9 protein-coding genes are annotated in these 12,402 nt (G+C 30.1%); all 9 read right to left on the reverse strand.

Annotation, left to right across the window (positions count from 1 at the left end; translation table 11 throughout):
* Window positions 1-27 precede the first annotated feature (27 nt).
* The 9 genes from IC219_RS19295 to IC219_RS19335 all read right to left on the reverse strand — a co-directional run bounded on the left by IC219_RS19295 (window position 28) and on the right by IC219_RS19335 (window position 11,536).
* Window positions 28-1,383 (reverse strand): PTS galactitol transporter subunit IIC, encoded by a 1,356-nt coding sequence (locus tag IC219_RS19295; RefSeq protein ID WP_227437085.1) that lies wholly within the window; start codon window positions 1,381-1,383, stop codon window positions 28-30.
* Window positions 1,384-1,460: 77 nt separating this feature from the next.
* Complete coding sequence (locus tag IC219_RS19300; RefSeq protein ID WP_227437087.1) at window positions 1,461-1,763, reverse strand: PTS sugar transporter subunit IIB; 303 nt, start codon at window positions 1,761-1,763, stop codon at window positions 1,461-1,463.
* An 81-nt stretch (window positions 1,764-1,844) separates the two neighbouring features.
* Window positions 1,845-2,309: a PTS sugar transporter subunit IIA gene (locus IC219_RS19305; RefSeq protein ID WP_227483625.1), complete on the reverse strand. Its 465-nt coding sequence runs from the start codon at window positions 2,307-2,309 to the stop codon at window positions 1,845-1,847.
* Window positions 2,284-5,262 carry a sigma 54-interacting transcriptional regulator gene (locus IC219_RS19310; RefSeq protein ID WP_413926967.1) on the reverse strand — a complete coding sequence of 993 codons (2,979 nt, stop codon included), beginning with the start codon at window positions 5,260-5,262 and terminating at the stop codon, window positions 2,284-2,286. The genes IC219_RS19305 and IC219_RS19310 overlap by 26 nt, the downstream gene beginning before the upstream one ends.
* 362 nt (window positions 5,263-5,624) lie before the next feature.
* On the reverse strand, window positions 5,625-7,355 hold the full coding sequence (gene lpdA, locus IC219_RS19315) for a dihydrolipoyl dehydrogenase (protein ID WP_227483623.1): 1,731 nt from the start codon (window positions 7,353-7,355) through the stop codon (window positions 5,625-5,627).
* A 157-nt stretch (window positions 7,356-7,512) separates the two neighbouring features.
* Complete coding sequence (locus IC219_RS19320; protein WP_227831909.1) at window positions 7,513-8,559, reverse strand: 2-oxo acid dehydrogenase subunit E2; 1,047 nt, start codon at window positions 8,557-8,559, stop codon at window positions 7,513-7,515.
* A 12-nt stretch (window positions 8,560-8,571) separates the two neighbouring features.
* Window positions 8,572-9,558, reverse strand: a complete 987-nt coding sequence (locus tag IC219_RS19325; RefSeq protein WP_227483621.1) for an alpha-ketoacid dehydrogenase subunit beta — start codon at window positions 9,556-9,558, stop codon at window positions 8,572-8,574.
* Window positions 9,559-9,582: 24 nt separating this feature from the next.
* On the reverse strand, window positions 9,583-10,545 hold the full coding sequence (locus tag IC219_RS19330; protein ID WP_227437098.1) for a thiamine pyrophosphate-dependent dehydrogenase E1 component subunit alpha: 963 nt from the start codon (window positions 10,543-10,545) through the stop codon (window positions 9,583-9,585).
* Window positions 10,546-10,582: 37 nt separating this feature from the next.
* Window positions 10,583-11,536 carry a sugar-binding transcriptional regulator gene (locus tag IC219_RS19335; protein ID WP_227831910.1) on the reverse strand — a complete coding sequence of 318 codons (954 nt, stop codon included), beginning with the start codon at window positions 11,534-11,536 and terminating at the stop codon, window positions 10,583-10,585.
* Between the last annotated feature and the right edge of the window lie 866 nt (window positions 11,537-12,402).

A 12,402-nucleotide genomic window follows, 5' to 3' on the forward strand; every position in this document is an offset into this window, starting at 1 on the left:
TTTATACACTCCTTAATAAAATTACATTTAAGCTTCATCTTGTGTAGATAATACTTTATTTTCCTTTATTATTCTACTTCTATTATAGATAGCCATCCCTAAAGCTATAACTGCCAAAATTATTCCTCCAATTACTTTGTAATTCATAATTTTTACAAATACCCAGCTTAATGGATTTGCTCCATCACAAATACTTGAAATCATAGTTGCTCCTTCAGGCATTTTAAAGCTTGCATTTAAAGCCATTTGAGTAAATAGTGGTGCTAAATTAGTTGCTATTAATAGCCCAGAAGTAATAATAACTATTCCTATTATTAAAGTTCTAAATACATTTCCTTTTGTAATTGGAACGATTAAAACAAGTGCAAATGGTATTACAGCTAAATCTGCAAATGGTAAAACTTTATTACCTGGTAATATAGCTGCTATAACTATAGTTAGAGGCACTAGTACTAATGCAACTGACAATGTAACAGGGTGTCCTATTCCTACTGCAGAATCTAAACCGATGTATATTTTACCTCTATTTTTAAATCTCTTTTCAATAAATTCTTGTGCTGCCTCTGATACTGGCAACAAACCTTCCATTAATAAAGCCGCCATTTTGGGAATTAGTATTAAAACAGCTCCCATAGTTATCCCTAACTGCAATATACCTTTTATGTCATACTTGGCTGCAATACCAATTATTATCCCTATTAAAGACCCCATTATTAAAGGTTCTCCAAATAGGCCAAATTTTTTTTGTAATGTATCAGCATTTATTTCAATTTTATTTATCCCTGGAATCAAATCTAATACTTTATTTACAACTATAGCAATTGGAACAAATGCTTGTGTAAATCCATGAGGAAGAGATATACCTGGCATCCCTAAGTATTCTTCTATCCCTGGGGCTGTTAAGTCTGCCATTACTAAAACAATTACCATATTTGCTACTGCTGCAAATACTCCCCACATAACACTTTGCGTAGCCCCTGCCACCAAAGCTCCTGTAAATGCAAAATGCCAGTAATCCCATATATCTACATCGACAGTTTGAGTTGTATTAGTAATTAACATAACTATATTTACTACAAGTCCTATTGGAATAATTAAAGCACCCACTGTTGATGCAAAAGCTATAGCTGATGCTGCTGGCCATCCAACATCTATTATGGATAGGCTTAATCCTAAGTTCTTAACCATTTGTTGTGTAGCTGGACCTAAGTTATCTGTTAACAAAGCTATAATAGTATTAAGACCTATAAATCCAACTCCTACTGTTAAACCAGCTCTTAAAGATTTTCCAAGCTTTGTACCTAATATCAAGCCAAAAATACATATTATTATTGGCATCATTACTTGTGCACCCAAACCAACAATGAAATTTAATATCGCCATCTAAATTTCCTCCTTCATTTAATTTTCAGTCTCTAAAACCGCAAGATTTTAGAGACTATTTCATTTAAAAATTCAAATTATAATTCTAATTTTTCAAGAACTTCTTTGATTAATTTATCCATTCCTACTCCAGTTAAAAAAGGCAGTCCATTTATTACAGGTGTTTTTATACTACTAGATATTTGTGTAGTACAGATTATTAAATCATAATCTGGTGCTTTTGAAGCTACCTCTACTACTTTACATTGTGTAATACTAACCCTATCTAATTTACCAGCTTCTTCTAATGCCTTCTTTAACTTGTTTATAGCAATTGTTGAAGTACATACTCCTGTTCCACATGCAACTAATATTTTTTTAGCCACATTATTCACCCCCATTAAAATTATTTTATTTTTAAAGATATCTGTAATTAGAAATCTTTGATAACTTTTTATATTTTTAATACTATTTTTGTATGTTTAATTATTCAACTTATAATTTAATAAATTACTTAAACTTTCTTCTCTTAAATCAATAATATTATTTAACATATTTTCATCTTGGAATATGGTCATAAGTCTTTCTAATAGTTGTAATTGCTCTTGTGGCTCTTTAACTGCCAGCATAAATATAACCTTTACATCAATTTCAGTGTCATCTGTACCCATCATTATGAATTTTACAGGTTTATTTAATATGCCAATAGCTATCCCTGGTTCATTTACATGGACTATATCTGTATGCGGTATTGCTACTCCATAGATTCCTGTTGGCAGTCCTGTAGCATATTTTTTCTCTCTTGCTATAACTGCTTCTATATAACTTTCTTTTACATATTGTTCGTCAAACAAACGTTGTCCTAAAAACTTCAAAGCATCTTCATTACTTGATACTTCAATATCTTTAAAAATTAAATTACTACTGATTATTTGCATTGACTCCATCTAATATCATCTCCCTAATAAAATCTCTATCTTTAATGTTTTTAATTTTTTTAAATTCATCTGTTTCTATAAATGTAAGTAGAGTATTCAATGGATTAAAACATTTCTGGTCTACAGCTAGTAGAAGTATTATTTTTACTTTGTTTTTACTCCATACAATAGGATTTTTTAAGATAGCTATGCTTATTGCTGGTCTGATTACATCAATCCCATCTGTATGAGGTATTGCTATTCCGTCTGACAACTCAGTTGGAAATAAATTATCTCTTTCCACTACTTTTTTATAGAAATTTTTTGTTACATAGCCTTTTTCTCTAAGTTTTTTGCTCATGTATTTAAGTACTTCTTCTTTTGATTTAATTTCTAAATCTACAAATATGTCTTCTTTTTGGATTAAATCAGATAATTCATATTTTTTATTTGTTTTAGCAATTTGATTTGTATCAATTAAGTTATTTATTTGATTTAATTTTGTTTTATCATTAATGTCTACTAGGCTAAAAAATGGGATGTTTGGTATCTGAGGGTCAATTGTTCCAACTATTGCGATTACATTTTTTTCATTACTTATTTGTTTTATCTCTAAATCAAGACTTGGATATTCAATCATACCAATAGTCTCTATATCAACCTTTTCATTTATCCCTTTAATGCTTTCCTCTAAACTTTGCTTTATCTTGCAAGCTCCTCCTAATCCAGTAATACATAATGTTACAATTATAGGCTTTCTATTGTCTACTTTTGAGTTGTTCTCTTTGCTAACTTTATCTTTTACTAATGGCTCTATATTTTTAACTTCATCAACTATCTCATCTATTGTTAAATCTGGTAGAACTGCTCTTCGTATGACTTCTATACAGAGTAATGTATCAAATCTAGATATTGTTCTTATATCAATCCCTGTTTTTCCAGAGATAATATCTCCAAAGTACGAAAGGGAACCCATATCAACTAATATAATTACTCCTCTTCCTTCATCAATATCTTTTATTACAGTAGTAGCTTCTTCAATCATTTCTTCTGGCTTTTTCTCAAATGGCATATCCAAATACCTTGCATGATTAATACCTAATAACTTATTGGTAACCTCACATACAGATGATGCGACTCTTCCATGAGCCATTAGAAGTACACCTATCTTTTTTTGTTCAGAAATTTCTCCTCTACTACTCATTTTAAAATATATTGCTATTATACCTATTTCTTCTTTTGGCAAATTTATATTGTATCTTTCCTTTAAATGTTGTGCTACCTTTTCTGCTACAGAATACTCTAATGGATAGTTTCCTATTATCTCTTTTAAATGAGCATTTGATATTACTTTTCCTTCTTTTAATCTTTCAAAAGCTGCTTTTAAATGAATTGCTAGACATAAGTGTATATTTGGTTCTAATGAATTAAGATACTGTGATGCTATTTTGATTACTTCACAAGTTAACTCTACAATGTATTTTCCAACAATCGGACTTATATCAGGTAAATTCTCAGTGATAGAAACTTTCTTAACTTGTTTTATGTACTTCTGAATACAGCTTTCTAATTCTCCTCCAACAATCCTGTTAATAACATCAAAGTCTAAACCTTGTTCTAATAAATCAATGTGTCTCCTTTCAGTAAGCTTGTATATTTCATCTGGGAAAGTATATATATCTTCATTTTTCTTTTCTATCTCAACTTGAAGGTCTGAATCTATAATTAAATCTCCATCTACATAATTTTCTATCTTTCCTCTACAATTTCTTATCCTTATTAGACCTTGTTTCACATACCCAGGTACATCTGATATATTTATAGTTACTTCTTTTTGTTTATTTGTAAGTTGATTTAATAGTCCTCTAGCACAAGCTACTTGAATATCACTTCTAAGCTGACCTACATTTCCTATACAATCGTAAAGCATAAGAGCTTTTAAGACATCTGATTTTATGTGTATGTTTGCTCCCATTCGTTGGGCTTCTATCAAGAAAAAATTGTTTATAATGTCAAATCTTTCGTTTAATGGTCTTGCAACTAATTCTGGGATTTCAATTGTCACAGGTATACGTCTTTTAAAGGTATTAAGTAAATGAGAATCTATTGGCTCAGAAGTTGCAGAAATAATCATTACATTTATTTTATTTGTAAGCTTTGTTTCTCCTAATTTTCTAACCATTCCTTTATCAATCAATTGAAAGAGTATTTCTTGACCTTCATAAGGCAATCTATGTATTTCATCTATAAACAATATACCCCCATCTGCTTTTGATACTAATCCTTCTTTAGTTTCATCAGCTCCTGTAAAAGCACCCTTAACATGACCAAATAATTGAGATAACAAAAGTTGTGGATTTTCTGAGTAGTCTGCTGCATTGAAAACTATAAATGGTGCATTTTTAGGAAATCTAGATGATTCTACTGCAAAGTTATACATGCACTCTGCTAACTCGCTTTTTCCAACACCAGTTGGACCCATAATAATAGTATGCAACCCATGGGGAGGATAAAGTATAGCTGCCTTAGCTAATTTGACGATTGTACTTAAACTTCCAGTACTTCCTATTAATTTATCAAAGGACACATCTATTTTTTCTTCTTTAGCATTTAGTTCCTCTTTTTTATCATCATTTTCTTTATCATGTTTTAAATCACCAGAATCTTGGATTTCTTTTAAATACTGTATAACTGTAAATCTTGATACAGTAAATCCAATACTATTTAATCTTCTTGTTATATCATTTTTATTTATATTTTTTTCTTCTTTTACAATATCTTTTATAGCTTTAATCAAAACAACTTTTCTTCTTTGTCTAGAATCTTCTATTTTTAATTCATTTCTTAAAAAGGTAACGTCTTCTCTTCGAATATTTAACATACTTGAAATTGCTTCATCTGTTAAAGGATTTTTCTTATCTTCATTTTCAATTAAGCTTTTTATTCTTTGCCTCATTTCTAATTGTCCCTCCTTACCATTTATATAAGCAACTTACATGCCACATAGTGTTTTTTTTGTGCCATTTTTTACTTCATAAACTTATAACGTTTAAATTAAGCTATTCTTTTATTTAAATATTAAGAAAATTTTTTTTATTTTTCACAAATAATACTTTCGTAAAAAACAAAAAAATCTTTTCTCTTAAATTTTTCTGTAATAAATCTAAAATGACACTCTTATTCTATATTACTATCTTTTTTGTACAACAAAAACTACAAATAACCTTATGATATATTTTTCCAAAAAGAAACCCCTTTTGTATAAATAAATACATTTATACAAAAGGGGTATGGCTAAGTGAGTTTTTAAAGATTTTATATATTATATAAACTTAGGTTAATAGCTTATTTTTTTGGTAAATGTAAGCATTCACCACTTACATCTGCTAAAGCTTCCATCAGAGCTTCTGAAGTACATGGGTGACCAAAAATCAAGTCACTAGCTTCATCAGCAGGTATTTCTAATGCTTTAAATGATGCTGCATGATTTATAAGTTCTGCTACACCATATCCAAACATATGCACACCTAAAATTTCCCCATACTTAGCATCTGATATTACTTTTACATATCCTTGCTCTTGTCCAGAAGCTAAAGCTCTTCCATTTCCAGCAAAGTTAAATTTACCAATTTTTATATTATATTTTTGTTTAGCATCTTCTTCTGTAAGTCCAACTGATGCAACCTCTGGAACTGTATAAACACAACTAGGTAATGCACTTAAATCTGCTTCTTCATCCATACCTAAAGCATTTGAAGCTGCTACTTCTCCCATTTTAAAAGCTGCATGAGCTAGCATTATACCTCCAGTAACATCACCTACTGCATATATACTTGGTACACTTGTTTCCATTTTGCTATTTACAACTATTGAACCTCTATCTATTTTAATATCTAAGTCTTCTACACCAGATAGATTAGCTTGTCTTCCTATAGCATATAGACCTAAATCTGCCTTTATTGGTTCTTCTCCTTCAATACATACTATTATTTTATTTCCTTCTTCTTTAAATTCAGAAACTTTCTTTTCAGTTAATATAGTTATTCCCTTTTTCTTAAGTGAATCTCTTAAAGACTGGCTCAATTCTTTGTCCATTCTTGGAATTATTCTGTCTTCCATTTCTATTATAGTTACTTTAGAACCTCTTGAGTTGAATATCTCTGCAAATTCACAACCTATTACTCCACCACCAATTATTACTAACTCTTCTGGTACTATGTCTAAATCTAAAGCTTCTGTACTAGTTATTATTAATTTTGATTCTATTCCTTTTATTGGTAAGATTCTCACCTTAGAACCAGTGGCAATTATTGTATTTTCTGTATCTAAAACTTTTCCATCTGATAATATTACTTTATGGGCTTCTTTAACAGTAGCTTTAAGATTAAAGACATCTACACCTCTGCTTTTTAACAATCCACCAACACCAGCTGTAAGTTTTTTTACTACTCTATTTTTATACTTTATAGCCTTTTTTATATCTTGTTCCTTATCAACAGATACTTTTACACCTCTTTTTGATAATTGTTCAATTTCTTCTAATATTTCTACTGTTTTTACATAAGTTTTTGTAGGAATGCAACCTCTATTTAGGCAAGTTCCTCCTAATGTGTCCTCTTCTACTAATGCAACTTTGCCTCCTAATATAGCTGATTTTAGTGCTGATAAATACCCTCCAGGTCCTCCACCTACTACTACCACATCATAATCATGATTACTCTCTTTTTTAATTGTCTTTTCTTCTTTTATTTCTATTTTTTCTGTTTCAACAATTAAATCTTCTTTTGATACGTTTCCAGATAAGTATTTAGCCTTTATTTCTTCTTGCTTTTCTCCCTTTTCTGCTATTACACCTATTACTGTAAATACTGGTAATACTTCTCCTTCTTCTTTATGTATAATTGCAGCAAGTATACCTTCTCCTTCTGATTCTATTTCCATGTTGACTTTATCTGTTGTTATCTCTAGTATAGGTTCTCCAATTTTTACTTCTTCGCCTTCTTGTTTTAGCCAAGATACTATAGTACCTTCTTCCATAGCTACTCCAGCTTTTGGCATTATGACTTCTACTGACATAGGCTATCCTCCTATTTATTTTTTATATATTTTAGTTAATCATCTTATATTCATACAGATATCTTTTACATACAATAATTTTAAATCTAGTAAAATTAAATACATCTTTTTATGTGGTCTATTCAATCTATTTACATAAAGAGTAAAATATCAAAACCTATACAAGCATTGCTAATGGATTTTCTAATAATTCTTTTAAATCTTTTAAGAATTTTGCTGCTACTGTACCATCTATTATTCTATGGTCTGATGTTAATGATAAATTCATTATAGGTTTTATTTTAGCCTCTCCATTTACTGGCACAAACTTATCTTGAGTTGCTCCTACCCCAAGTATCGCACTTGAAGGCATATTTATTATAGGTGTAAATGTCGTTATACCATACATTCCAACATTGCTTATAGTAAATGTATTACCTTCTTGGTCTGCTGGTAGAAGCTTTCCTGTTTTTACTTTTTCAGCAAGTCCTTTGCTTTCTTTGGCTATTTCTTTTAGCGATTTTTCATTTACATTTTTTACTACTGGGACATATAAGCCTTCATCTAGTCCAACAGCAATAGCTATGTTTATATCTTTATATCTAAATATTCCATTATCTGTCCATGCTGAATTTAATGCTTGATGCTTTGGAAGTACTCTAGATACAGCCATTACTATTAAATCTGTCATTGTTAATTTTACTCCAGTTGATTCTTTTACTGTATCTATTAATTTTGCTCTAAGTTCTTTAAGTTCTGTAGCATCTACCTCTATATTGAATGTAAATACAGGAGCACTGAAATAGCTTTCTGACATTCGTTTTGCTACAGTTGCTCTCATTGGATTTGGCTTTTCGAACTCTCCTTCTACAGTATTAAACGTACTTAAATTCTCATGTTTTGATTTTATTTCTTTTGTTTCATTAGATTTAGATACATCAGTTGATACGATAGTCTCTTGTGTATGTGCCTTTTCTATATCTGATTTTTTTATTTTTCTATTGTATCCAGTACCTACAACATTTTCTAAATCTATATTTAAATCCTCTGCTATTCTTTTTGCTAAAGGAGTTGCTTTTACTTTATTATTTTCTAGATAATTTAACACATCCACTAGATGTATTCTTCCATTTTCTCCACTTCCAATCAGCCTATCTAACTCTATATTGTCTTTTCTTGCTTGGTTTTTGGCTGCTGGTGTGGCTTTTACTTTATTTGCCACCATTTCTATCCCCCCTTATCTAACAATTAAAGATTTTATTGCATCTTCTATTTCATCAATTCTTGGGACTACTGCTTTTTCTAGCTCTGGATTATATGGTATTGGCACATCTTTTCCACATATTCTTTTTACTGGTGCATCTAAATAATCAAATGATTCACTTTCTGTTATTAATGCTGATATTTCTCCACCTAGACCACCAGTCTTAGCTGCTTCATGGCAAATTAAAACTCTACCAGTTTTACATACACTCTTTATGATTGTCTCTTTATCTAATGGATATAAAGTTCTTAAATCTATAATTTCTACATCTATATTTTCTTTTGATAGGTTTTCTGCAGCTTCTTCAACACTTTGTAACATCCTTCCATAAGTGATTACTGTAACATCAGAACCTTCTTTTTTAATATCTGCCTTTCCAATATCAATTACATAATCTCCCTCTGGGACAATTCCTTTTTTTCTATATAACAATTTGTTTTCAACAAATATTACTGGATTATTGTCTCTTATAGCTGCTTTTAATAATCCCTTAGCATCTGCTGGTGTTGAAGGTGCAACCACTTTTACTCCTGGTACATGACAAAACCATGCTTCCAAACTTTGTGAATGTTGTTCTGCTGAACCAGTTCCAGAACCTCCAGGACATCTAACAACCATTGGAACCTGAGCCTTCCCACCAAACATATATCTCATTTTTGCTGCTTGATTTACAATCGCGTCCATAGATATTGTAACAAAATCCATAAACATTACTTCCATAATTGGTCTTAACCCAGTTGCCGCTGCACCTGCTGCTGCTCCTGCTATAGCTGCTTCTGATATAGGAGTATCTCTTACTCTTTCTGGGCCAAATTCATCTATCATTCCCACTGATACGCCAAATGCTCCTCCATATATCCCTATATCTTCTCCCATAAATATTACATTTTCATCTCTTCTCATTTCTTCTGACATTGCTTCTTTTATTGCTTGTGCATATGTTAATTCTCTTGTACTCATTTTTATTTTCCTCCTTTACTATTTTTAGTCTGCATATACATCATCTAATAAAGATTCTATTTTTGGATTTGGGCTATTTTGAGCAAATTCTACTGCATCTTCTATTGATTTTTTAGCAAAATCTTCAATTATATCTAATTCATTTTCATTTGCCATATTATTTTCTATAAGATAATTTCTTAAAAATTTTATAGGGTCTTTTGCCTTCCACGATTCTATCTCTTCTTTCGTTCTATATACATTTGCATCTGATTTTGAATGACCTAGCCATCTATAAGTCCTACTTTCAATTAATACAGGCCCTTCCCCTCTTCTACATTTTTCAGCAGCTTTTTGTACTGTTTCATATACTTCTATTGGATTATATCCATCTATTGATATTCCTTCTATACCATAAGATGCTGCTCTTGTTGCAACACTATCTATATTCATATGACGTTTTATACTTGTTGACATGCCATATAGGTTGTTTTCACAATAAAATATTATTGGTAATTTCCATATTGATGACAAGTTTATTCCTTCATGAAATGTACCTTCATTTGATGCACCATCACCAAAACTACATAAAACTATTTTTCCTGTCTTTTTATATTGTTGTGTAAGAGCAGCGCCAGGAGCTATAGTAAGACCTCCACCTACGACTCCATTTGCTCCTAAGTTACCTGACTCAATATCTGCTATATGCATTGAGCCTCCTTTTCCTTTACAAAATCCAGTTTCTTTTCCCATAAGCTCAGCCATCATTTTATTTAAATCTATTCCCATTCCTATAAATTGGCTATGACCTCTATGAGTTAATGAAACCAAATCTCCTTTTTCTAATGCCATTACTGCGGCTACACTTGAAGCTTCTTGACCTACTGATAAATGAGTTGTTCCATGTACCATACCTCTTGCAAAAAACCAACTAACTTTCTCTTCAAACTTTCTAGCTTGATTCATTCTCTTATACATTTCAAGTAATGTTTCTTTTGATAATGTCATATCAATTCCCTCCTATTAATTTTTATCTATATTTCTATTAGTCACAATCTTCTAATAATTCAAGTGCTAAACTGTGATTAATTGCTAAGCTATTTATAAATTTGGCTTTTAATGATGCTTTTATTGCTTCTATCTTTTCATCTCCTGAAGCAACACCTATTGTTCTTTTTATCTTTTTTAAATCATTTAGTTTTACCCCTAGTACCCTTTGATTAAATTCAAGTATAGAAGTTTTTCCTTCCTTATCAAAAGCTTGCAAACAAATTGCGCCTATTGAGTTATACTTTTTTAAATCATCTATATCTTCTTCATGCATATATCCAGAAGCCATTATCGTTGAGTTTAAACTCATAGGATTTCCTATACCTACAATTGCAATAGTTGTTTTATCTATTAAGTCTAGTACTTCTTTAATTTTTTCATCCTTACAAAGCCTTTCTTTTGTAGATAAATCAGACATCACAGCAGGAGCATGTAATAACTTAAAATCTCCTCCAAAAGCTCTTGCTAAACTTACAGCTATTTGATTTGCGTGTATATCTATTTCATTATCTCCAATTCCTCCTAGTAAAGGTATGAACGTAACATTTTTACAGTTGCTTTTTTCTACATATCTAGGAATTTCTTTTAGAGTTGTTCCTATGGAAACCCCAATTATATCATTTTCTTTTACTACTCTGGTAAGATATTCAGACACAGCTCTTGCTAATTCTTGTTTTTGTGTTAATGAGTCTTGTTTATCATCTACCACTATTACTTCTTTCAATTTATATTTTCTTTCTAAACTTCTTTCTATTTTTTGATAGTCATTTTTTAAAACATCAACTATTTGTATTTTTACTATTCCTTGCTCAAAAGCTTCTTTTAATATTCTTGATATTGTTGGTCTTGATATTCCCAATTGATTCGCTATTTCTTGTTGATTCAAATTATCTTCATAATAAAGTGAACAACACTTCATCATTAACCTTAAGTCTCCAATTTTTTTCATTTCCCTTCCTCCAAAATCAAGATTTTTCAATTATTTTTACATTTGTTCAATGATTTTACTTAATTTCAATAACATTATAGAAGGGGTTCGTATAAAAAGTCAACTGTTTTTTTTGTATAATTAAAAATAAGTTGTTACATTAAGTTAAGGAATACTTTTTTTATTTCTTGTTTGACTGCTTTACCTGATAATTTGCTCAATAAGTATTTTGTCTAAAGGAAATTATACAATCGCCAAAAAAGATTTTACTAAAGATGGTAAACTAAAATTGTACTATTTTATGTATAAAGAAATTATTATAAATATAAAGGCATTAAGCAATAAACTTTAAGAAACTGAGATTGAACGAGAATAACTTGAAGTTTCAAAAACTCATTGACTTGCTGATATATCACAGGATTTGAAAACACTATTATCATATATCACAGGATATTCATATCTAATGCTTAATAAAAACTACCGCTTTAGTGAAGAAGAAAGTATAATATTTTTAGATAATATATATAAAAAGTGAGTATATAATGAAAAGTTAATAGACAATTTAAGTCTGACATTTTTTATAGATTTTTCTGGAAAAATACAGCTTAAACATACACAATTTGAAATGATTGCCTTTCTTCAAAACCTTATTGCCAATGTTGCCAATAATCCAAAATCTGAAAAGTAGATATTTGGATTTCATACAGATTTAGAACATTTACATTAATACTACTGACAATGGTGTTGGAACAAACACGGAGAAAAGGTACATCATTTCAAATTACATTAAAACAAGATAAAGTTTAAATTATTATATAAAAATCCCAAGTTAAAATAAACTTGGGATTTTTGTGTAATAATTAATTTTTGTAAAATTTTTTCTTTAA

Source organism: Clostridioides sp. ES-W-0018-02 (genome assembly GCF_020658175.1).
GTDB lineage: Bacteria > Bacillota > Clostridia > Peptostreptococcales > Peptostreptococcaceae > Clostridioides.

What these genes read in the sequence shown, in the direction of transcription:
- IC219_RS19330 (WP_227437098.1), bottom strand. Translation starts at nt 10,545, where the DNA reads ATGACATTATCAAAAGAAACATTACTTGAAATGTATAAGAGAATGAAT.
- IC219_RS19300 (WP_227437087.1), bottom strand. Translation starts at nt 1,763, where the DNA reads ATGGGGGTGAATAATGTGGCTAAAAAAATATTAGTTGCATGTGGAACA.
- lpdA (WP_227483623.1), bottom strand. Translation starts at nt 7,355, where the DNA reads ATGTCAGTAGAAGTCATAATGCCAAAAGCTGGAGTAGCTATGGAAGAA.
- IC219_RS19305 (WP_227483625.1), bottom strand. Translation starts at nt 2,309, where the DNA reads ATGGAGTCAATGCAAATAATCAGTAGTAATTTAATTTTTAAAGATATT.
- IC219_RS19295 (WP_227437085.1), bottom strand. Translation starts at nt 1,383, where the DNA reads ATGGCGATATTAAATTTCATTGTTGGTTTGGGTGCACAAGTAATGATG.
- IC219_RS19320 (WP_227831909.1), bottom strand. Translation starts at nt 8,559, where the DNA reads ATGGTGGCAAATAAAGTAAAAGCCACACCAGCAGCCAAAAACCAAGCA.
- IC219_RS19325 (WP_227483621.1), bottom strand. Translation starts at nt 9,558, where the DNA reads ATGAGTACAAGAGAATTAACATATGCACAAGCAATAAAAGAAGCAATG.
- IC219_RS19335 (WP_227831910.1), bottom strand. Translation starts at nt 11,536, where the DNA reads ATGAAAAAAATTGGAGACTTAAGGTTAATGATGAAGTGTTGTTCACTT.